General features: G+C 62.0%; 17 protein-coding genes and 1 pseudogene. 6 read left to right on the forward strand and 12 right to left on the reverse strand.

The window, feature by feature from the left end; translation table 11 throughout:
- The first annotated feature begins 43 nt into the window (after nt 1–43).
- The 4 genes from speA (at nt 44) to tcdA (ending at nt 4,277) form a co-directional block, all read left to right on the forward strand.
- On the forward strand, nt 44–1,948 hold the full coding sequence (speA, locus tag LJ360_RS16660; RefSeq protein ID WP_091852823.1) for a biosynthetic arginine decarboxylase: 1,905 nt from the start codon (nt 44–46) through the stop codon (nt 1,946–1,948).
- Nucleotides 1,949–2,119: 171 nt separating this feature from the next.
- Nucleotides 2,120–2,719 (forward strand): sigma-70 family RNA polymerase sigma factor, encoded by a 600-nt coding sequence (locus tag LJ360_RS16665; RefSeq protein WP_091852827.1) that lies wholly within the window; start codon nt 2,120–2,122, stop codon nt 2,717–2,719.
- Nucleotides 2,716–3,351 (forward strand): ChrR family anti-sigma-E factor, encoded by a 636-nt coding sequence (locus tag LJ360_RS16670; RefSeq protein WP_091852677.1) that lies wholly within the window; start codon nt 2,716–2,718, stop codon nt 3,349–3,351. Before LJ360_RS16665 ends, LJ360_RS16670 begins: the two co-directional genes overlap by 4 nt.
- A gap of 119 nt (nt 3,352–3,470) precedes the next feature.
- Nucleotides 3,471–4,277, forward strand: coding sequence for a tRNA cyclic N6-threonylcarbamoyladenosine(37) synthase TcdA (tcdA, locus tag LJ360_RS16675; RefSeq protein ID WP_091852680.1), 807 nt, complete (start codon nt 3,471–3,473; stop codon nt 4,275–4,277).
- On the opposite strand, the gene LJ360_RS16680 is transcribed toward tcdA, so the two are convergent.
- The 4 genes from LJ360_RS16680 to LJ360_RS16695 all read right to left on the reverse strand — a co-directional run bounded on the left by LJ360_RS16680 (nt 4,265) and on the right by LJ360_RS16695 (nt 7,838).
- Complete coding sequence (locus LJ360_RS16680; RefSeq protein WP_091852683.1) at nt 4,265–5,242, reverse strand: NADP-dependent oxidoreductase; 978 nt, start codon at nt 5,240–5,242, stop codon at nt 4,265–4,267. The two genes, tcdA and LJ360_RS16680, sit on opposite strands and share 13 nt — an antisense overlap.
- A 134-nt stretch (nt 5,243–5,376) precedes the next feature.
- A complete protein-coding gene (locus LJ360_RS16685; protein ID WP_091852686.1) occupies nt 5,377–5,856 on the reverse strand; it encodes an acyl-CoA thioesterase in 480 nt (159 codons plus the stop codon).
- 51 nt (nt 5,857–5,907) lie between these two features.
- The gene (locus LJ360_RS16690; RefSeq protein ID WP_091852689.1) at nt 5,908–6,999 is read right to left on the reverse strand and encodes an SMP-30/gluconolactonase/LRE family protein; all 1,092 of its coding nucleotides are present in this window, start codon (nt 6,997–6,999) and stop codon (nt 5,908–5,910) included.
- A gap of 47 nt (nt 7,000–7,046) precedes the next feature.
- Nucleotides 7,047–7,838: an alpha/beta fold hydrolase gene (locus LJ360_RS16695; protein ID WP_091852692.1), complete on the reverse strand. Its 792-nt coding sequence runs from the start codon at nt 7,836–7,838 to the stop codon at nt 7,047–7,049.
- 123 nt (nt 7,839–7,961) lie between these two features.
- Here LJ360_RS16695 and cls point away from each other — a divergent pair, with 123 nt between their 5' ends.
- Entirely contained in the window at nt 7,962–9,392 is a 1,431-nt protein-coding gene (cls, locus tag LJ360_RS16700; protein ID WP_091852695.1) for a cardiolipin synthase, read from the forward strand.
- A gap of 13 nt (nt 9,393–9,405) precedes the next feature.
- On the opposite strand, the gene LJ360_RS16705 is transcribed toward cls, so the two are convergent.
- Nucleotides 9,406–11,664, reverse strand: coding sequence for a patatin-like phospholipase family protein (locus LJ360_RS16705; RefSeq protein ID WP_320108773.1), 2,259 nt, complete (start codon nt 11,662–11,664; stop codon nt 9,406–9,408).
- A gap of 33 nt (nt 11,665–11,697) precedes the next feature.
- Nucleotides 11,698–12,309, reverse strand: coding sequence for a hypothetical protein (locus LJ360_RS16710; RefSeq protein WP_091852698.1), 612 nt, complete (start codon nt 12,307–12,309; stop codon nt 11,698–11,700).
- A gap of 261 nt (nt 12,310–12,570) precedes the next feature.
- On the opposite strand from LJ360_RS16710, the gene LJ360_RS16715 reads away from it, so the two are divergent.
- A complete protein-coding gene (locus LJ360_RS16715; protein WP_091852701.1) occupies nt 12,571–12,939 on the forward strand; it encodes a hypothetical protein in 369 nt (122 codons plus the stop codon).
- A gap of 13 nt (nt 12,940–12,952) precedes the next feature.
- Here LJ360_RS16715 and LJ360_RS16720 read toward each other — a convergent pair whose 3' ends face one another.
- From LJ360_RS16720 to lysA, 6 genes and pseudogenes are all read right to left on the reverse strand, one after another.
- Nucleotides 12,953–15,733: an ATP-binding protein gene (locus tag LJ360_RS16720; protein WP_091852704.1), complete on the reverse strand. Its 2,781-nt coding sequence runs from the start codon at nt 15,731–15,733 to the stop codon at nt 12,953–12,955.
- Nucleotides 15,733–17,382 (reverse strand): GGDEF domain-containing protein, encoded by a 1,650-nt coding sequence (locus LJ360_RS16725; protein ID WP_091852707.1) that lies wholly within the window; start codon nt 17,380–17,382, stop codon nt 15,733–15,735. Before LJ360_RS16725 ends, LJ360_RS16720 begins: the two co-directional genes overlap by 1 nt.
- A 92-nt stretch (nt 17,383–17,474) precedes the next feature.
- Complete coding sequence (gene xerC / locus LJ360_RS16730; RefSeq protein ID WP_091852710.1) at nt 17,475–18,437, reverse strand: tyrosine recombinase XerC; 963 nt, start codon at nt 18,435–18,437, stop codon at nt 17,475–17,477.
- A 40-nt stretch (nt 18,438–18,477) separates the two neighbouring features.
- Nucleotides 18,478–19,187, reverse strand: a pseudogene (locus tag LJ360_RS16735) (DUF484 family protein).
- Between the two features lie 79 nt (nt 19,188–19,266).
- Complete coding sequence (dapF, locus tag LJ360_RS16740; RefSeq protein ID WP_091852837.1) at nt 19,267–20,202, reverse strand: diaminopimelate epimerase; 936 nt, start codon at nt 20,200–20,202, stop codon at nt 19,267–19,269.
- A 7-nt stretch (nt 20,203–20,209) separates the two neighbouring features.
- Entirely contained in the window at nt 20,210–21,463 is a 1,254-nt protein-coding gene (gene lysA, locus LJ360_RS16745; RefSeq protein ID WP_091852713.1) for a diaminopimelate decarboxylase, read from the reverse strand.
- Between the last annotated feature and the right edge of the window lie 10 nt (nt 21,464–21,473).

Here is a 21,473-nt window from a genome sequence, read left to right on the forward strand (position 1 = left end):
CGCGCCCGGCAAGATTGCCCCGTCTGCGATTCAGGATACCAGTATGACCACCAGAACCACTGCCAGCCAGATCTACAACATCGCCCACTGGAGTGATGGCTATATCGATGTGAACACCGGCGGTGATGTGCTGATCCGGCCGCACCGGGCTCATAACGACCACAGCATCAACCTGCCTGAGCTGATTGGCCAACTCAGTACCAGGGGTGTTGCCCTGCCGGTGCTGATCCGCTTTACCGACATTCTCCATGACCGGGTCAATACCCTGTGCCTGGCCTTCAACGATGTCGCCAGCGAACACGGCTACCAGGGGCGCTATACCGCCGTTTACCCGATCAAGGTAAACCAGCAGCGGGGCGTGGTAGAAGAATTGTTGCGAGCCCAGCCGGCGGCCGCTAACAGCCAGATCGGCCTGGAAGCGGGCAGCAAGCCCGAGTTGATGGCTGTACTGGCCCTGTCGTCAGCGCGGGGCTCGGTGATCGTCTGCAATGGCTACAAGGACCGGGAATACATCCGCACCGCACTGATTGGTCAGAAGCTGGGCTTCCGGGTATTTATCGTGGTGGAGAAACCGTCCGAGCTGAAGCTGATACTGAACGAGGCAAAGCGGCTGGATGTGCGCCCACTTATCGGCGTACGGGCCCGGCTGGCGACCATCGGCAAGGGCAACTGGCAGAACACCGGCGGTGAGAAATCCAAGTTCGGCCTTTCAGCGGGACAGGTACTGGACGTCGTTGAGCGCCTGCGGGCGGCCGATGCCCTGGATTCCCTGCAACTGCTGCACTTTCACCTGGGTTCCCAGATCGCCAATATCCGGGATATTCAGACAGGGCTGCGGGAGTGCGCCCGTTTCTACAGCGAACTGCGCCAGCTGGGCGCGCCGGTGGACACAGTGGATATCGGCGGTGGCCTCGGCGTGGACTATGAGGGCACCCGCTCCCGCAGCAGCTGTTCGATGAACTACAGCATGCGGGAATACGCCTGGAACGTGGTGCACACCCTGCAGACAGAATGCGACCGGGCCGGCGTTCCCCACCCGGATCTGATCAGCGAGTCGGGGCGCGCCCTGACCGCCCACCACGCGGTGCTGGTCACCAATGTCATCGACCGGGAGCAGCCGGAAGCCCGCATACCCACAGCGCCCGCAGCCAGCGCCCCCGGGCCCCTCCATGACCTGTGGCGAGACTATTGCCACGTGACGGACGATGTCAGTCCCCGGTCCCGTATCGAGATTTACCACGACCTGCTCCATGCCATGGGCGACGTGCATGCCCAGTTTGCCCACGGCGTGCTGACCCTGGGCCAGCGTGCCGATGCCGAACGCATCTACACCGCCAGCTGCCGCCAGTTACAGCAGCAGCTCAATGGTGCCAACCGGGCCCACCGGGAAATCCTCGATGAACTGAACGAAAAACTGGCAGAAAAGCTGTTTGTGAATTTTTCCCTGTTCCAGTCACTGCCGGATATCTGGGGCATTGACCAGATTTTCCCGGTATTGCCCATCCAGGGCCTGGACCGCGCCATCACCCGCCGTGCCGTGATCCAGGACATCACCTGCGACTCGGATGGGCGCATCGACCGCTACGTGGACGGTCAGGGCATCGAAACCACCCTGCCCCTGCCCGACCATGACGACAGCCAGCCGCTACTCATCGGTTTCTTCATGACCGGTGCCTACCAGGAGATCCTGGGGGACATGCACAATCTGTTCGGCGACACCCACTCCGTGGACGTGCAACTGGACAGCAACGGCCAGTACCGGGTCAGCGAGCCCACGGAAGGCGACACCGTGGCAGATATCCTGCGTTACGTGAACTTTGATCCCCAGGACCTGATCAAAGCCTACCGGGCCCGGTTCGCCAGCAGTGACATGCCGGCCGATGAACAACATCAGCTGTTGCAGGAACTCGAGGCCGGCCTGGAGGGCTATACCTACCTCGAGGAATAACCTGAAAGCATAAGCAGGCCGCAATCGCACTGAAATTGATCTGAACCGATCCCATCAACACAGATCTGTTCGAACCGCCGTAGCGTAAATCTCGTGACTGACAATCGCAGGACGAGTGCTACAATCATGACGAACAACATCTCAGCCCATGCCGCTGTCAAGGAGCGCCCGGTGACCACACTGGACCAGAAGCCCTCGCGGGCCGAAGGGCGAAAAGATCCCTGGAGCCAGCTGCTCGAAAAGGTCGGCAAGAACCAGGACCGCCAGGCGTATCACGCGCTGTTCGAGCACTTCGCTCCCCAGATCAAGTACTACGCCATGGCCAATGGCATGTCGAGCCACGCCGAGGAACTGGTACAGGAGGTGTTCGTCTCCATCTGGCGTCGCTCCTGCCTGTACGACTGGCGCAAGGCAGCCGCCTCCACCTGGATTTTCACCATCGCCCGTAACCAGCGCATCGATATGCTGCGCAAGATGCAGCGCACCAGCGCAGAGATGCAGGTGGAAACCGAGGATTTGTGGCAGATTCCCGGCGAAAATGAAGATGAACCGGTAACCTCACTGCACCGGCTGATGTCCGAGCGCCGGGTGCGGGAATCCCTCCGGCACCTGCCGGAAGAACAGATCACTGTGATTGCCAAGGTCTACATGGAGCACAAGTCCCACCAGATGGTGGCTGATGAGCTGGAGATCCCGCTTGGCACGGTCAAGAGCCGGGTTCGTCTGGCACTAAACAAGCTCAAGGTAATTTTGCAGGACCAGAACGTATGACCCGTCACCACCCCGACAGCCTGATGTTGATGGAATACAGCGCAGGCAACCTGAGTGAGCCCCATGCCCTGTGCATCCGGCTTCACCTGGACAAATGCGCGCACTGCCGCAGCCGGGTGGATGCCCTGGACAGCCTGGGCGCCGTGATGATGGAGCAGCAGTCGCAGGTGACCGTCGAAGCCTCCACCTTCGACAGCATCCTGGCGCGCATCGACAGCGAACCGGCACCCGAGACGGTAACGCCCAGGGTTCACCGCAGCCCGCTGAGCAAACTGCTGGGTGACGACCTGGACGGTTTACCGTGGAAACGGCAACTGAAGGACGTCAGCGTGCTGGATATCAGTGACCGCTTTCCGGGACAGCAGGACCGGGTGGTTCTGCAGAAGCTGTGTGCCGGTGGCAAGGCTCCTGCCCATACCCACCGTGGCGAGGAAACCACTATCGTGCTGCAGGGTGCCTTTGCCGATAACAAGGGCGTATTCAACCAGTGGGACTTCGTTGTGCTGGGGCAGGAAGACGAACACAAGCCCGTGGCCCTGGAAGGGGACGACTGCATTACCCTGTCCGTGCTGAGCGCCCCCCTGAAGCTCACGGGCACCTTCGGTCGCCTGCTGAATCCGTTTATCCGCTGACAGCTCGCATGCCCGGTCGGACATCTGTTCCGACCGGGTCCGTGCAACCCCGGCCTCCCCTCCTGCGCACCTTGCTGTAGAATGACTGGCTTTACCATTCCTAAAGATGTGGCAGTTCCATGAGCAGTGATGACTACGCTTTCCGCTTCGGCGGCATCGAGCGGCTCTACGGCCGCCGCGCCAGCCTGGCCTTCCGCCAGTCCCATATTGCCGTCGCGGGCCTTGGTGGCGTGGGCTCCTGGGCCGCGGAGGCGCTTGCCCGCAGTGGTATAGGCACCATAACCCTGATCGATATGGACGACGTTTGTGTGTCCAACACCAACCGTCAGCTCCATGCGCTGGAAGGACATTATGGCCGCACCAAGACCGACGTGATGGCAGAACGCCTGCGGGCCATTAACCCCCAGGCGGACATCCGGGTTCATTTCGGTTTTGTGACCACGAAGAATGTCGCAGAGTTGATCACGGAAGACATGGACGGCGTGGTGGACGCCATCGACAGCGTCAAATCCAAGGCAGCCCTGATTGCCCACTGCCAGCGCAGGAAGATCCCCCTGGTGGTAGCCGGCGGGGCAGGCGGCCAGGTTGACCCCACAAAAATCGAAGTGGCGGACCTGAGCCGGACTACCCAGGACCCATTGCTGGCCAAGATCCGTAACCTGTTACGCAGGGAGTACGGTTTCTCACGCAATCCGAAACGCCGGTTTGGTATCGAGGCGGTGTACTCCACGGAACAGCTGATCTACCCGGCAGCCGACGGTGAGGTCTGCCATCAGAAACCGGACACCGCAGGCCCGGTACGGCTGGACTGCGCCACCGGGTTCGGTGCTGCTTCACCGGTCACCGCCAGCTTCGGGTTTATTGCCGCCTCCCGACTGGTCAACAGGATCGCCCGCAAAGCGGCAAAGGGCTCTCAGCCCTCCTGAAGATCCAGCACCAGCTTGCCCCGCACATGGCCGCCCTCCAGCAGGTGGTGGGCCGCCGGGGCGTCTGGCAGGGCGAATACTCCGTCCACGTGGACCTTCACATCACCATCCTCGATCAGCTCCAGGATCTCTTCCAGTTGGAACACGTCCGGGCGCACGGTCATGCCGTGGGCTTTCAGGCCCATACGCTCCGCTTCACTGACGATCTCATCGGCGGTAATGGTAGGAATGGTCACCAGCACCCCGTGCTCGCTCAGGGTATGCAGGGACCGCTTGCCGGTATCACCCCCGACCAGGTCGAGCACCAGGTCGAGTCCATAGCACTCGTCGACAAAATCCACCTGGTGGTAGTCGATGACCTCATGGACGCCGAGCCCGGCGAGGAAGTCCCGGTTATCGGCCGAGGCGGTGGCGATCACATGGGCACCCCGCACCAGCGCGAACTGCACCGCAAGGTGCCCGACACCGCCGGCACCTGCGTGGATCAACACTTTCTGACCAGGTTCCAGCTCGCCCATATCGAACAGGGCCTGCCAGGCGGTCAGGCCCGCCAGCGGCAGGCCACCCGCTGCCAGCAAATCCAGTTCTTCCGGCACAATGGCCAACTCAGCCGCGGGCGCCGCCAGGAACTGGGCACAGGCACCACCCTGCGTCGGGAAGCCAACCATACCCATAACCCGGTCGCCCGGTACCAGGGTGGCCACCTTGTCGCCCACGGCGACCACCTCGCCAGCCATGTCATATCCCGGCGTCCAGGGCAGTCGGTCCCCGATCTGGCGGGCAGCAAAGCCCAGGCCGCGGCGGGTCTTCCAGTCGATGGGGTTCAGTCCAGCGGCCCGTACCCGAACCAGCACCTCTTCAGGGCCTGGCTCAGGCACGGGAGCTTCGGCCACTTCAAGTACATCGGGATCCCCGAACTCCCGGTAGACCAGTTGTTTCATGGTGGATACCTCGTTTTTTTCCATGACCTTCCCCCCGATGAATACGACCCCATACCGGTTACAGGATATGGTGACTGGTCAGTTTAGCAGCCCCCCGGGCTCAAGGCTGACCTCTTGCGATGAATACTTCCGGCCACCGGACCCCTGTACCCCGGCGGCTACAACTTATAACCGCCTTCAACCCGGATATGCCGGAAAATTTCAGCGAACTCGGCCGGCACCCTCGTGGGGCGCTGGGATTGCATATTGACGCAGGCATGGGTGGAAATCGCCCGCATCAGAGTCTTGCCGTCGGCCGGGCGCACCAACTGGAACTGCCGGGCCGAGCGGATACGGCCATCGAAGTCGGTGAGCCAGGTCGCCAATACCAGCCGGTCACCGGCATTGGCGGCGGCCAGGTAGTCAATCTCGGTACGGGTAATGGCCATGGCCTTGCCGGTCTGCTCGTGGAGGGCCCAGGTCATACCCGCACTCTCGATATGCGCCCAGCTGATGTCCTCAAGCCAACGGACGTAGACGACATTATTGGCATGGCCGAGGCGGTCCGTGTCTTCCGGACGCACGTTAATATCCAGGGTGAACGGATCCGGCAGGTCCCAGTCCTGGAACCCGTCGTTCTGGTCGGTGTTCAATTCCATTACTCCTTCACTGATCATAATTCGTTGCTGCACCATGCCCCTGGTCACGGTTTACTGCACAGGTCCCATTCCCGGAATCGCGTTCAGCGGCAACCTGCCCAGGCGATCGCTATACAAGCTGCCAAAATACAGCTCGTCACCATGAACCCGGGCCGACGTCAGCCCCCAAAGGTAGTCGCCCCGGGTATCGTGCAGGCTGGTGACAATTTCACCCTCGCCGTTGAGGGCAATCACCAGGCCATACTCACCCGGCCCCGGACGCAGCCAGGGCGGCAGGCGGGCCACCAGGTTCTTCAGCCAGGGATGGTGGTGCAGAAAGTCCAGTGAGGGCCTGCGCAGGGCTGGCATGGCGACCCAGTAGCGGCCGGCAGCATCCACGTCGAGGTTGTCCGGAAACCCGGGCAGGTTGTCGGCAAACACTTCCGCCCGGCCCTGCTCCGGACCGCTGAGCCAATAGCGCAGTATGCGGTAACGGGGAGTCTCTGCCACCAGCAGGTAGTCCCCCTCCGGTGAGACCACCACCCCGTTGGCAAAGTAGAGGTTTCTGAGCAGTACCCGAGTCTGGCCGGTCTGGGGGCTATATCGTAGCAGGCGTCCATTGGGCCGCATTGCCAGAAGGTCCAACTGGTGGTCCTCAAGGCGGTGGCGGGTGCTGGCATCGGTGAAATAGATATTACCATCCGGTCCTGCGTCCACCCCGTCCGCCAGCCGGAACGGCAGCCCTTCGGCCTCCCGGGTGAGTACGCGGGTCTCGCCGCGGGGGCTTATGGACAACAGCCCCCGCTCGGCATCGGCCACAACCAGGTTACCCTGCCGGTCAAAGTCCAGTCCCAGTGGTCGGCCACCGGTCTCCACCCAGCGGTTGGGATCCCCATCCCCTTCCCCGTCCAGGCGAACAATCCAGCCATCCGCAGTACCGGTATGAATCCTGCCGGAGGCATCCATGGCGGTATCTTCCGGTTGTGCCAACTGCCCCTTGGCCAACAGGTCTGACAAACGCAGTCGTTCGTTCGGTGCCAGGGGCCCCTGCATCGCGGGAGCCGAGGGCGCCGGCCAGGCCCGGCTGTCGATGGGTGAAGGACTCAGCAGAAAGCCGCCAAGCATCACGAAAACGATCAACAGCAGTATCAGCAGCCATTTCATGGAACGAGTCCTGTACCGGTTGCCTGGTATGCCAGTGCTGGTGCGGCTCAGCCTTTCAGGAATTCACGACAGAGGCGGGCAAACTCGTCTGGCTTCTCGGCATGGAGCCAGTGGTCCGTGCCCTCGATTTCCTCGATGCGCGCCTGTGGAAACAGGGTATCGATGCGCTCGCGGTGCTTGCGCTGGATATAGGCGGAATCAGCACCCTTGATAAACAGAACCGGTCCGTCAAAGGGACCATCACCTTCCGGCGCGTCCGCCAGGTTCTGGTAACAGGCCTCGATGACCGGAAGGTTCAGGCGCCAACGGAAGACGTTCGGGTTATCGGCTTTCTCTTCTTCCGGTACCCGCACCAGGTTTTTCAGCAGGAACATGCGCACTTCCGGCGTTTCCACGTATTCCTGCAGCGCCTTGTCTGCCTCGCCACGAGTTGAAATTGCTGACAGGTCAAGGCTCTTCATGCCTTCCAGGATGGCATCGTGACGGGGGTGGTAGGTCACCGGTGCAATATCTGCGACGATCACCTTCTCCACCCGGTCCGGGTAACTCAGGGCCACCTGCATGGCGGTCTTGCCTCCCATGGAGTGCCCCAGAAGGCTGGCCTTCGCCAGTCCCTGCTCGTCCATATAGGCGATAACGTCTTCCGCCATGGAGGGATAGTCCATGGAGTCGGTGTGGGGAGAGCGGCCATGATTGCGCAGGTCCAGGCCGTGGATTTGCCGGACCTCCTGGAGACGCTGGTTGACGCCACCCAGGTTTTCAAGGGAACCGAACAACCCGTGCAGCAGCAAAAGGGGTTTGCCTTCACCAGAAATCCGACGATGTAACCTGACGCTCATGAATGCCTCGCTCTTCCTGTTTTTGTTTGGCCGGACCCCGGCGGGAAAACACGATACTGCCGCCATACTTTGAGATGCCCGGGTTTGCTATTGTTGCAGGGTCTGTTTGCAAGAGTACAGCACATGCCCGATTTTTCACTGCTGGCGGTAACCGTTGCCGGGCTCTACCTGGTTGCCCTGTTTTGCGTCTACCGCATATTGCTCAGTTACCGTACAGCCCAGGGCGCCATCGCCTGGATTATCAGCCTGATCGGCCTGCCGTGGATCGCGGTGCCCCTGTACCTGCTGTTCGGCCGCAACCGCTTCGCCGGCTACGTACAGGCCAGGCGACTGAACGATCGTACCCTCGAACCCCTGCTGACCCAATATGAACAGCAGGCGGAAACCCTGCCTTACCCCGGCAACGCCCAGAATCCCGACGAGCTCAGTGTACTCGCCACCCTGGGCCGGCAACCGTTTACAGGGGGCAATGACTGTACCCTGCTGAAAAACGGTGATGCCACCTTTGACGCCCTGTTCGAGGCCATGGAAAACGCCACCGATTACATCCTGCTGGAATTCTACATTGTCCGTTCTGACCGGGTCGGCAATCGTATCCTGCATATCCTCAAGCGCAAGCTTGCCCAGGGGGTCAGGGTCTACTTCCTCTACGATGATATCGGCAGTGTCTGGCTGCCTGGTCGTTACCTGAAAGCGCTGAAGGCCGCAGGTGCCCGCGTGGCATCGTTTGGCGATGGCAATGTCCGCCGGCGTCGTTTGCAGATCAACTTCCGCAACCACCGCAAGATCCTGGTGTGTGACGGCAAGGTGGGCTTTGTGGGAGGTATCAACCTGGGGGACGAGTATCTGGGCACCGATATGGGGGTCGAACCCTGGCGGGACACGCACTGCCGGATTACCGGCCCAGCGGCCCTGGGCCTCCAGCTGGCCTGGCTGGAAGACTGGCACTGGGCGACAGGTGACAACCCGGAGCTGAACTGGCAGCCCAGTCCCTCTCAAAGGGGCGACCAGCAGGTGCTGATCCTGCCCAGCAGCCCTGCAGACCGGTGGGAAACGTGTACCCTGTTTTTCCTGAACTGCATCAACAATGCCCGGCAACGGCTGTGGATCGCCTCGCCCTACTTCGTACCGGACTTCCAGGTCATGAATGCCCTGCAGCTGGCCGCGATGCGAGGTGTCGATGTGCGCATCCTGATTCCGGAGAAACCTGATCACCTGCTCATCGGGCTGGCAGCCTATTCCTACCTGGTGACTGCGAACGAATGCGGCATCCGCATCTGTCAGTACCATGCCGGCTTTATGCACCAGAAAGCCTTACTGGTGGATGATCGCTACGCAGCGGTGGGCACCGCCAACCTGGATAACCGCTCCATGCGCCTGAACTTTGAGATCACGGCCCTCTCAACGGCAGCCGACTTTGTCAGCGAAGTGGAAGCCATGCTTGAAGCTGACCTGGCCAACAGCCGCACCCTGGAGCGTGCTGATTACGAGGACCGGTCACTGCTGTTCCGCCTGGCCTGTCGATCGGTTCGGCTAATGGCGCCCTTGCTGTAATTCGTCAGGACAATCAGTCGAACAGCTGACGTAGTGAATACCCCACATTCAGGTACACGCCCCAGCGATCGTCATTGTTGTAGGCCAGCGCCGCCTGGACCGGGCCGATAACCGTATCGAACCCGGCGAAAACGGTGCCCGAGGTCAGTACGTCCTCCCACCGGGCACCGCCAATATCTTCCCAGGCGTTACCCGCCTCCATACCTGCGCCGACAAAGAAGGGCACGATGGGGCCACCGAACTTGTGGTATAGCACGGCCGTTCCCAGTACTGCGTCCTGGCCGGTCACCTCCCCCTGCCCATAGGCTGACAGGCGGCGAAAACCACCCAGCAGGACATTGTTTTCGATGCCGGCCTCGCCGCGGGTCACCACACTGGCAAAGAATTCACCCGAAGCGACCCAGTCACCCCGATGGCCCGCCTTCGCCAGCCGCAAAACGGTCCGGTCAAACTCGCTGTCAGCCCCCAGGGCTGGCCGCTCGAAACGCCCCCGGACACCAGCGAACGAGCCACTTTCCGGCAGGAAGGGGTCGTCCAGGGAGTCATAGACCATGCGCAGGTTCCAGCTGCCCTGCTGTATCCGGTCACCGCTGACCGGGCTGTCGCCAATACGGTCATCCACCCGCGCGTAGCCCCGCTCCACGGTGGCCCTCAGTTCTGCGTTGGCGCCCAGCTCCGTACCGACAGCCAGGTCCAGGTGACGGCTGGATACATCCACCTCGGCAACACGTTCGCCATCCTGGTCGAAGATACTGTAGCGGTCCTTCTCATATTCCGCTCCCGCGACCGCAAACCGCCGGTAACCATAGTCCAGGGGCTGGAACCACTCGGTGCGTACCCAGGGTTGGGTGCCCAGTTGCACACCGGTTTGCCACTCCCCACCGAGGCGGTTGAGCTGGGTCATGCGCAGTGATGCCGCCACGTTAAAGCGCGTATCACTCTCGAAGTTTTCCTCATAGCCCAGGCCAAAGCTCAGATAATTCGGCCCCCAACTCTTCTCCCGCACCAGGATCTCCAACACCGAGCCATGGTCCCCGGGGCTCAGGCTGTAACTGACATTCTCGTAGTAACCCAGGCCATAGATGCGCTTGAGGTCTTCCTCCAGTTGTTGCTGGTTCAGCGGCTCGCCCTCCTGCTGGCGAATCCGGTCGCGCAGGAAACGATCTGCCAGCCGGCTGTCCTGGCGGATAATCACATCCGAAATCACTTCCGGTTCAAAGCCGCGGTACGTGCGCATAGCCATTTCCTGCCGCCACTGCTCATCGTCCGCCGCCAGCCTGTTAAGAGCGGATGCCTGCTCCCGGGCCGCCGTCGCCCCGAGCTCCATCAACTCTGCCCCCTGGAAGAAGTCAGCAGAGCCCAACCCGGCCAGGTCAGGGGTAATCAGCACGTCGTTATCCTGCAGGGAGGCGAGCTGTTGCTCCACGCTGCGCCGGGTCATCAGGGTGGTGAGCTGGCTAACAACGGAAAACGCCTGGGTCAGGCTCTCACCCCGGCCCGGCTCGTCGGAGATATCCACTACAATGACGACATCTGCCCCCAGCTCCCGGGCCACGCTGACCGGCAGGTTGTTGGCGACGCCCCCGTCGACCAACAGGCGACCATTCCGGTTCACCGGGGCATAGACCCCCGGAATGCTCATACTCGCCCGTATCGCTTCGGCCAGGCTGCCATCCGCCAGTACAACCTCCTCGCCGGTTTCCAGGTCGGTGGCTACTGCGCGGAAAGGGATGGGGAGCTGGTCAAAATCCCTCACCAGGGCGGCTTCCCGGGTCAGGTCGTTAAGGATAAGGCTCAGGTTCTGGCCAGAAATCAGTCCCCGGCCCACACGAAATCCGTCCAACCCCACACCGAGACCGGGAATGGCGGGGAACCGCCAGCCGTCTTCCTTGCGGCGGACCGGCTGGTAGCTGCGACCCGGTGTATCCTGGAAACTGGATAGCCAGTCCATTTCCAGCATGCGATCCTCGATGGCTTCCACGGGCATGCCCTGCGCATAGAGGGCGCCTACGGCAGCACCCGCGCTGGTGCCCACCACCAGGTCCACCGGAACCCGGATTTCTTCAAGCACCCGCAGAACGCCGACGTGGGCCAGGCCCTTGGCGCCACCACCACTGAGGACGAGACCCACAACGGGGCGCTCTTTGCCGTCCTCAGCGGGCGCCCCCGGGTGAGCAGATGAGTGGGTCGGCATGGCCGTGAACAAGGCCATGAGCAAGGTGATGGCCAGCACAAGCGGGCCAACCGCAGGCAGACGGGCAGGATGAATCACTTGGTCACTCCCTGATAATCGTCCGGGGCGAAGTCAGTGCTTCCCGGCCTCCGGCGATTCTTCCAGTGACAGGTGGCTGACGTCCGGAACAACCGGTGGTGGCAATTCCCGTTCCACGCCCAGGTCGGAGCCGGCTGGCGCGATGGTCCACTCATCCAGGTGTTCGAAAACCGGCCTCGGGGCTTCCCTTTCCTCCGCCAGGCGGGTGCCGACGGGATCCAGGCCCAGGCTGGATCCGGCCAGGACCTCATCGGCCCTCTCGCCGGCAACCGGCAGACGATCACCAGGCTCAATGCGCGGACCCGGCTGCCTGGCGGGGGCCTGGCCGGCACCCGCAGCGGGTGGCTCTTCGGAGCTCGCTGACGGCTGTTCCATCCGGGCCGGCGAGGCAGCTTCCGCTGACGCTGGTGCTGGCTGCTCCGTCGCCATGGGCTGCACATAAGCCACCATGCCATGGCGGGCGAGAACCGCACGGTATTTTTCGGCCTGCTCCTGCTCCAGCCGGTTCCGGATGACGACCGGACGCCCACTGAACATCCGGTCAACCTGCTCAACGGAAGCCTTGAACAGGGTGCGGGCATTATTCCGCGCTGTCTGTACGTCGGTGCCGGGCTGACACTCACCCCGGAAAATCAGTTGAAACATGGTTGTTCCTTTCAATTTCCGTAACTAGCTGTAGTCTAGCGCCCGTACCCATAAATCGCATGTCCGGACTCTCCACTTTTGGCGCATATACCAGGCGCAAGCCTATTCAGCCATCGATTACCGAGAGGCAATCGAGATCCTGGTCCTGGATTTGTAAAAACTTGAAAAATGCGCAAAAAAATGACGGCGGCCAGCTCCAGCTTCTGCAATACTTCCTGTAACAGAATGTAACACGACACAATCCCTTGAGGAGATTTACGAATGGTCCGCCATTCCGCACTGCTCACCCTGGCCAGTGTGCTGATCAGCTTATCCGCCACACCAGTCCAGGCAGAGAATATCGACCTGCTGATGACCCGGCTGTTTCCGCACAATGAACTCACCTACATCGGTTTCGACAGTGTGGAACGAGAAGACATTCCGGTGGCCTCCGGAGTCGACCGTAAATACCTTATCGTGGACTTCCGCAGCAACGGGGAAAACTCCCGGGAAAAACAGATTGCCCGTGTTCACCGGATCTGCACCACCTTGCTGACCAATAAAGACCTGATCAGTGACCTGTCACAACAGGGCTACGACATGGTTTCAGTCGCCTTTGACCGTCACTCCCAGTACGACTGCCTACCCTGAACCAAACCGGCGCCTATCGATCAGCAGGCGGCTCACTACCGAGCAACCCCGGGAATGACTCCAGCGCGTCGTTGATAGCATCCAGGTTAAACGCGTCCACGTCGGCCATGAGTTTCTCGGCGTAGCGGGTAACCGCACGGGACCGGTAACGCTGGCCCCAACTCAATACCCGCGCCGCAAAGTATCTCATCTGCTCGGGGTCGCCGCTTTCACGCACCGTGGACCATTCATCACCGAAATCTTCCTTCAGCTGTTCCTTGAGCCAGCTGCGCTCTTGCATGTCCAGCGTTTCGGTCATGGGAGTCTGGTCAAGTTGGGGCTGTTCCTCCGGCTCGTCTTCCATGGGTACGATCTCTACATCCGGCAGCACGACGACAAAGGTTGATCCCTTGTCTTCCCGGCTCTCCACGCTGAGCTCGCCACCCATCATGCGCACCAGCTTGCGGCTGATGGCCAGGCCCAGCCCGGTGCCGCCGTATTTACGGCTACTCTGCCCTTCCTGCTGCTCGAAAGCATCGAAGATCCGCTCCTGCTGGTCCTCGGCGATACCAATACCCGTGTCTGTCACCGCAATACTCAGGGTGCACAACTCCCGCCCATCATCCTGCCGGGACTCGGAAACTGAGGCCCTGACCGCTACCCCGCCTTCATGGGTGAACTTGATGGCATTGCCCACCAGGTTGAACAGCACCTGCCGCAAGCGGGTTTCATCCAAGACCATGCCGGCAGGCATATCTGACTCGACGCTGACCTCCAGGCTGACGTTATGCTCCCGCGCCCGAAGATCGAAGATATGCCGTACATCCTGCAGCATCCGGCGCAGGCTGACCGGGCCGAATTCCAGTCGCATCTTGCCCGCCTCGATGCGGGACAGATCCAGGATGTCATTGATGAGCATCAGCAGGCTGCGGCTGCTCGCGCGGATCGCATCCAGGTAGTGCTTCTGTTGCGGGTCGCTGACGGTTTTGCTGAGCAGGTCGCTATACCCGATGACCGCATTCATCGGGGTCCGGATCTCATGGGACATGTTGGCCAGGAACTCACTCTTGGCGCGGTTCGCGCTCTCCGCCTCCCGGGCAAGCCGCTCTGCCTCCAGCTTGGCCGCCCGTAACTCGTCTTCACTGCGGCGCAGGGCATGTTCCGACCGGATGCGCTCGTCCACTTCCCGGGACAGTTTCCGGTTCCAGTACAGGAAGATCAGCACCACTACGACGGCAATCAGGACCACCCGCTTGATGGCGGTGTAATCCTCTTCCTGCGCAAGGTCCAGGTAGACCCAGCGATTGTATATTTCATCCTTTTCGGCGGTGCCAATATTGCCCAGCCCCTTGTTAAGGATCCGCACCAACTCTCCCCGGTTACGGTTCACCGCCATCCGGAACTCGTATTCATAGGGGGTAATGCTGGTAATGCGAAGGTTGGAGAGCCCCAGCTCGGCAACCGTGTAACTGACCCCGGGAATATGGGTAACCATGACTTCAAGATCGCCATTGGAGAGGGCCAGCAAGCCATCCTGCACCGTGTTGACCGGGTAGATATTCAGGTCCGGGTGGTTAATCAGCAGGTAGTCGTGGGCGGCATGCTGGCTGACGACCCCGACCCGCTCTTCCCGCAGTTCCCTGAGATCACCGATAAACCGGCCGTCTTCCCGGATAACCACCACGATGGGCAGCGTCAGGTAGGTACGGGTAAAAAGGAAGTCTTCTTCACGGCGAGGGGTACGCGGCAGCGCAGGCAGGATGTCTATATCCCCGTTTAGCAGCATACGTTCCGCCTCGGTCCAGTCAGACACGGTCCGCTTCTCCAGCCGGCTCCCCAGGTTGTCACCCATACGCTGCACCAGGTCCGGGACCAGTCCCCGGGCACTGCCATTCTCAGTGAACTCGAAGGGTGGCCAGTTCTCCCGATAGGCCACCCGCAGGGGGCCGTGCTGGCGTAGCCACTCCTTCTCAATGGCGCTCAGGGTGAGACCATCGGCCGGGCCCGCCTCTACCACGGCCTCTGGCAGCCAGGCGGAGCGAATTTGACGGTGCTCAGTGTGGGAGATGGCTGCAATGGTCTTGTCGAGAACCGGCAGCAGCTGCGCTTGCTCCTCCCTGACTTCAAGAACCACATCCACCGGATGCTGATCCAGCAGCGCAACCAGCGCCACGCCATTGATCAGCGCAGACTGAAGATAATCCACCACCACCGGTACCGGGCCGACAAAAGCGTCGGCCTGGCCGGACAACACCATGGACACCGCCTCGCTGACCGACGTAACCGGTACCGGGGTAAAGTCGTTGACAGCATCCAGCAGCGCAAACTGGTTGGCGTCCTTGCCCACCAGCGCTACCCGACGACGCTCCAGGTCCGTCAGATTGCGGATGCTTGCATCTCCCGGGTCCGAGAAAACGCCATAGGTAACCTGCATCAGCGGCTGGCTGCGTCGCCAGCCCTCCGGGACGGGTGCATCGGGGCGTCGGGCGCTGATCCGAATGGCAGCTTGCCCCTCAGTCCAGGAAGGCGTGTCCCGGCCCGACGGTAATGGCTCCACCTCCAGGCCCACCCGCAACTTGGCGGCGATCAGCGTCAGGTAATCCACATAGGTACCGGCGAGCCAGCCCTCGGCGGTAGTAAACGCCAGCGGTGTCTGATCGGCGAAGACCGCCACATTCAGGGTTTCGATTTGCTCAACCAGGGCCAGCTGATCGGCACCCAGAACCGGCCAGAGTGTCGGCGGCTGGGGATCGGCTCCGGCCGGGAAGGAAAATGCCAGTATCAGCAATACGGCGAGCGGGGCCTGAAGCTTCATCACCAGGTCAGCCCCCTGGCACCGACAACCCGGTTGCGACCATCGGACTTGGCCTGGTACAAGGCCTTGTCGGCCTCGTCAAACACCCGATCCGGGGCACTGCCTTCCCGGAACCAGGAAACCCCGGCGGAGAAGGTCACCGCCACCGGTCTGCGCTGAAAGTGGAAGGGCATCTCCGCCACATGTTGCCGCAAGCTGTCGATCACCCGGATGGCCTGGTCCAGGGAGGTTTCCGGCAGCAACACCACGAACTCCTCACCGCCATATCGGGCGACAAAGTCGGTCGTTCTGAGGCGTTCCCGCAGCGCCCTGGCCACCAGCTGGATAACCCGGTCACCGGCCTTGTGGCCAAAGGAGTCGTTAACCTGTTTGAAATTGTCAATATCCAGCACCGCCAGGGCGACCGGATGGCCGTAACGTTGCCAGCGCTCGTGCTCAAAGCGAAGCCGCTCATCCCAGGATTCCCGGTTGGGCAGTTGGGTGAGGATATCGGTCAGTGCCCGCGCGCGCTCCTGCGCCAGCTGTTCACGAACCTGCTCACAATGGGTCTCCATGGCCACCAGTTTTTCACGCATGGCTTCCATCTGGTCTGCCAGTTGCTCATCCCGCTCCTGCTCCCGGACCCGGTAAACCTGTACCGTACTGGCAATGCGTTCGATATGGCGCGACACTGACGCGCGCAAGCCTTCCAGGTCTGAGTGCTGCACCAGGGAGTGCCCCAGCTCACTGAGTTCACCCTGTACCGTCTGCTCCATTGCCTCTGCCGCTGACTGCCGGCCGGCCATGGCATCGGTCTGGTCAGTAACGTGCACGTGCAACGACGATAGTCGTTCATCGAGCCGCTGAAGAAAGCCCTGGAATTCCCTCTGGCTATGACTGACGACGGCAATCACAAGGTCCGCCGTCTCGTCCAGGCTCTGGCGCAACAACGCCCAGTCCTGCTGGTCCGACAGGCGGGCCTTCAGTAGCGCCGCCCGGCGATGGGTGTCTGGTGGCAATTCCACCTGATGCATCACCCGCCCCATCAGCTCACCCACACGACGCGCGATTCTCAGGCGCTGGGACTGGTCATCATCCTCCGGGGGAAGGTTATCAGCCGTTTCCAGGTCCAGTTCGCCATCTGGAGGCGCCAAGTCACTGGCCTGGCTCTGCGAGCGTTCTGATGCACCGCGCTGGAAAAACCGCCCCAGCAGCCCCGGGCTACGTTCACCGCCGGTACCATTTCCGGGAAGGGCCTGCTCGACTGCGTCGGCGAATGACTCAATCCAGGGCAGCAACGCTTCCCTGGGTAGCCCCCGCGGGCCCAGCTCCCGGGACAGGCGCTTGAGATCACCGGCACCGGCCAGGCTGCTGCGCCCTGCGGTGTCCAGCAGCCTTCCCAGAACCCTTGCAGCGTCGCGCCGCTCACGTCCGACATGGTCATCCAGGCGCTCCAGCTCACTATCAAGCCGCTCCTGGAACCCCCGCAGGCGATCAGGACTTCGTTCCTGGCCTCGCAGGTACTGTCGCAGCTCCGAAAGCACCTTATCGAGCTGGCTGTCCAGCCCCTGGGACACCAGGCTGGCCCGGGCCAGCAGCCGCTCCACCTGGTAGCGAAGCTCGGCTTCGCTACCATCGTCGGAGGAGGGTTGGCTTTTGTTCGATGTCATGCTCGGTCCTGTGTCGCCTTTACCGGTTGTTGTCACTTACGGGTGGAGTGGTGCGTGGGCCGACTAACCACCCGGGGCACCGCTGGGGAGTATTATGGTGCATCCGGGTCGCCCTGTGCAGCAGGTTCGGTCCGGGAACGCCGGCGGGCACGGGGATGGGCCCGGTCATAGACCTGGGCCAGGTGCTGGAAGTCCAGGTGGGTATAGACCTGGGTGGTGGCAATGTCGGCATGGCCCAACAGCTCCTGTACGGCTCTCAGGTCACCACTGGATTCCAGCAGGTGACTGGCGAAGGAATGCCGTAACAGATGCGGATGCAGGTGCTGGTCAGCACCACAGCGCTGGCCCCAGCGATCCAGCCGCTGCTGGACACTGCGGGTGCTGAGGCGGGAACCCCGCTGACTGACAAACAATGCAGGCTCGCCATTTGCGGCCAGCGCCGGGCGCTGCCCCAGCCAATCGCGAAGGGCCGCCTGGGCCTTGCGCCCCACTGGCAAGAGTCGCTCACGACTGCCCTTACCCAGCACCCGGACTTCCGCTGCCTTCAGGTCAAGGTCCCGCAGGTCCAGCCCGGTCAGTTCAGACAACCGCAAACCGGAGGAGTAGAACAGCTCGAACATGGCCAGGTCCCGCACATCCAACGGGCCTTCCGGACTGGTGTCGAACAGGTGAGCGAGCTGGTCCGCGTCGGCGGCCACCGGCAGGCGCCGGCCGCTGCGGGGAGCTCTCACATCCAGCGCAGGATTACTGCCCAGCCGGTGCTCGCGGATCAGGTAATCAAAGAAGCGCCTGATAGCGGACAGGGCACGCGCAATACTGCGGCCGGACAAACCCTCGCGGTTCAGGGTGGCCGCATAGCGACGCACATCCGCCACCATCAGCTGGTCCCACCGGGTAAGGGTCGCCACCTGAGACGACAGCCAGTCCATCAACCGGGTCAGGTCACGTCGATAGGCGCTGCAGGTATGGGGGGACTGCCGGCGCTCGGCAGCCAGGTAATGAAGAAACGCCTCCACCGGCTCCAACAGCTGGGTTTGCGATTCACTGCCGGTCATTGCTCGGTCCCCGGGGTTAGCCGCTCCCGACCGCACCCCATCAGCGGGATTCGGCCACCGCATCGAGCACCGGCTCTACCTGGCGGTGGCGTTGCAGCATGGGCGGCAGCAATCGGCTCAGGGTATCACTGATGTAGGACAGGAAGAGGGAGCCCATGCTCTGGTCAAAATAGCCCGGCTGACAGCTGCCCACTGCAAACACCCCGATCAGACGGTCCGTACGCAGGGGTACCAGCGCCACCGACGCCACCGGCTCGTCACGGCCGGGGAACAGGAAGTTACGGTCTGCCTCACGGAACTGACCGCACACGGCCCGGTCGCCATCGAGAAGGGCGCCCAGGTTTTTTCCGCATCCGCTTCGGAAACAACATGCAGTGCCCCCGTTGTACTGCCGGCAGGAAGCTCGCCACCCACCAGCATCACGGAGGCGGCATCCAGGCCGAAATCACCCCGGATGCTGTCGTCGATGGCGGCGGCCATTTCGGTCAGGTTGCGGGCTTCAATCACCTGCATCAGCAGACGTTTGCTCTTTTCAAACAGCCGGTCGTTCTGGCGGGCAATGGAAACCAGCTCTACCAACTCGTGGCGCAGGGTATCCCTCTGTTCCCGGTACAGGTGCACCTGGCGCTCCACGAGGGAAATCGCGCGCCCGCTGTCGTGGGGCAAGGTCAGTGAGCGCAGCAGCTCATCCCGGCCGACGAAGAAATCCGGATTATTCCGCAGGTACTCGGCGACCTGCTCGGCGGTCATGGTTGCATCCACTGGAGGTTCCCCTGTTGTTGCGACGGCCTTCTGGCGGGCCGGTGACTGTGTATCGGCCGACGGGGCACTACCGGTTGCCCGGCGACCTGCGTTCCGGCTGACGACCCGAAGGCCGCCGGTTTCTCCGGCGCTGGTTCGGTTCGGCGGGCAGGCGGATCTGGCCATCAAACACCCGTGCGGTCGGTCCTTCCATCATAACAGGGGCCCCCTCCCCCTGCCATTCGATGACCAGGTCACCCCCCGGCAGTGTGATGCGCACCTGATTATCCAGCAATCCCCGCAACTGGCCGGCCACCACAGCGGCACAGGCACCGGTGCCGCAGGCCAGGGTTTCACCAGAACCCCGCTCGAACACCCTCAGCCGGGCGCGGCCACGATCGATTATCTGAAGGAAGCCGATATTGGCCCGGGCCGGAAATCGCGGGTGACGTTCCAGCAGCGGTCCGAGGGTTTCCACCGGGGCCTTGTCCACGTCATCCACCAGCAGCACGCCATGGGGATTGCCCATGGAGACGGCGGACAATTCCACCGACTGGCCATCCACATCTATGGGATAAACTACCTGACGCTCATCTGCGGCGAAGGGGATGGCTGCGGGATTCAGTTCCGGAACGCCCATATTAACGGTAACCCAGCCCTCACGGCCTACCCGCAACTCAATGACGCCTCCGGCGGTCTGCACACGAATAACCCGACGGTTGGTGAGCCGCTGATCCCGCACAAAGCGCGCGAAACAACGAGCCCCATTGCCACACTGCTCCACCTCGGAGCCGTCCGCATTGAAGATGCGGTAGCGGAAGTCCACGTCCGGCAAACCCGGCGGTTCCACCACCAACAACTGGTCGAACCCTACACCAAAGTGTCGGTCCGCCAGCTTGCGGATCATCTCCGGGCGCAAGCGAAATGGCTGGCTGATGGCGTCAACCACCATGAAATCGTTGCCCAGACCGTGCATCTTGGTGAAGGACAACAGCGGGCCCTGGCTGCGTCTTGCTCCCGTCATCGCATCCTCACTCATCGGGCAGGCAATGTTCGTGGCGAAGCTGGTCCTCCAGGGTTTCCCGCTCGCGAACCACGTAGACCCGGTCTCCGTCCACCATAAGCTCCGGTGGGCGGTTACGGCTGTTGTAGTTGGAACTCATGACAAAACCATAGGCACCAGCGGAGCGGACTGCCAGCAGGTCTCCCGGTGCCAGCGCGAGACGACGATCCTTGCCCAGAAAGTCGCCGGTTTCACAGACCGGACCGACCAGGTCCCAGCTCTGCTCGGCTACATCAGTGCGGGGTTGTACCGGAATAATGGCCTGCCAGGCGCTGTACAGGGCCGGGCGGATCATATCGTTCATGGCACCGTCGATAATGGCAAAGTTACGGTGTTCGGTGCACTTCAGGAACTCCACCCGGGTCAGCATGATGCCGGCATTGGCGGCAATCGAACGCCCCGGCTCAAGCACCAGTTCCAGCTCCCGATCGCCGATACGCCCCAGCATTGCCCGGATATAGTCCCCGGGGGATGGCGGCTGCTCCTGGTCATAGGTGACACCCAGGCCACCGCCCATGTCCAGGTGGCGAATGGTGATGCCGTCTTCGGCCAGGGCGTCAACCAGCGCAAGCACGCGGTCAAGGGCATCGAGGAATGGCTCCACGGTCGTGAGCTGGGAGCCAATATGGCAGTCAACACCCTGCACATCCAGGTGCGGCATGGCTGCAGCGCGGGCATAGACCCTGGGCGCATCGGTAATATCAATTCCGAACTTGTTTTCTTTAAGCCCCGTGGAAATATAGGGGTGGGTGCCCGCATCAACATCCGGGTTGACCCGCAGGGAAACCGGCGCCTTGACCCCGAGGTCGCCGGCTACCGCATTGAGACGATCCAGCTCGGCGTCTGACTCTACGTTAAAACAGCGAACGCCAACTTCCAGCGCACGGCGCATCTCATGGGGCTGCTTGCCCACCCCGGAGAAGACAATCCTGGACGGATCACCGCCGGCCCGGAGCACACGCTCAAGCTCTCCTACCGAGACAATATCGAAGCCGGCGCCCAGCCGCGCCAGCACGTTCAGGACCGCCAGGTTGCTGTTGGCCTTGACCGCGTAGCAGACCAGGTGTGGGCGACCGGCAAGCGCCTCGTCGTAGGCGCGGTAGTGATTCTCAAAGGCTGCACGGGAATAGACATACGCAGGCGTACCGAAGTCCCGGGCAATGTCGGCCACGGCCACCTGCTCGGCAAAGAGCTGGCCGTCACGATAGCTGAACTGATCCATGAAAGGGTCC

It is taken from the genome of Marinobacter sp. AN1 (assembly GCF_026013985.1).
Classification (GTDB): Bacteria; Pseudomonadota; Gammaproteobacteria; order Pseudomonadales; family Oleiphilaceae; genus Marinobacter; species Marinobacter segnicrescens.

Excerpts from the sequence above, each read along its gene's own strand:
- tcdA (WP_091852680.1), top strand. The coding sequence starts at position 3,471 with ATGAGCAGTGATGACTACGCTTTCCGCTTCGGCGGCATCGAGCGGCTC.
- LJ360_RS16670 (WP_091852677.1), top strand. The coding sequence starts at position 2,716 with ATGACCCGTCACCACCCCGACAGCCTGATGTTGATGGAATACAGCGCA.
- LJ360_RS16720 (WP_091852704.1), bottom strand. The coding sequence starts at position 15,733 with ATGAAGCTTCAGGCCCCGCTCGCCGTATTGCTGATACTGGCATTTTCC.
- LJ360_RS16690 (WP_091852689.1), bottom strand. The coding sequence starts at position 6,999 with ATGAAATGGCTGCTGATACTGCTGTTGATCGTTTTCGTGATGCTTGGC.
- LJ360_RS16725 (WP_091852707.1), bottom strand. The coding sequence starts at position 17,382 with ATGACATCGAACAAAAGCCAACCCTCCTCCGACGATGGTAGCGAAGCC.
- dapF (WP_091852837.1), bottom strand. The coding sequence starts at position 20,202 with ATGACGGGAGCAAGACGCAGCCAGGGCCCGCTGTTGTCCTTCACCAAG.
- LJ360_RS16710 (WP_091852698.1), bottom strand. The coding sequence starts at position 12,309 with ATGTTTCAACTGATTTTCCGGGGTGAGTGTCAGCCCGGCACCGACGTA.
- xerC (WP_091852710.1), bottom strand. The coding sequence starts at position 18,437 with ATGACCGGCAGTGAATCGCAAACCCAGCTGTTGGAGCCGGTGGAGGCG.
- LJ360_RS16715 (WP_091852701.1), top strand. The coding sequence starts at position 12,571 with ATGGTCCGCCATTCCGCACTGCTCACCCTGGCCAGTGTGCTGATCAGC.
- speA (WP_091852823.1), top strand. The coding sequence starts at position 44 with ATGACCACCAGAACCACTGCCAGCCAGATCTACAACATCGCCCACTGG.
- LJ360_RS16695 (WP_091852692.1), bottom strand. The coding sequence starts at position 7,838 with ATGAGCGTCAGGTTACATCGTCGGATTTCTGGTGAAGGCAAACCCCTT.
- LJ360_RS16685 (WP_091852686.1), bottom strand. The coding sequence starts at position 5,856 with ATGGAATTGAACACCGACCAGAACGACGGGTTCCAGGACTGGGACCTG.
- cls (WP_091852695.1), top strand. The coding sequence starts at position 7,962 with ATGCCCGATTTTTCACTGCTGGCGGTAACCGTTGCCGGGCTCTACCTG.
- lysA (WP_091852713.1), bottom strand. The coding sequence starts at position 21,463 with ATGGATCAGTTCAGCTATCGTGACGGCCAGCTCTTTGCCGAGCAGGTG.
- LJ360_RS16680 (WP_091852683.1), bottom strand. The coding sequence starts at position 5,242 with ATGGAAAAAAACGAGGTATCCACCATGAAACAACTGGTCTACCGGGAG.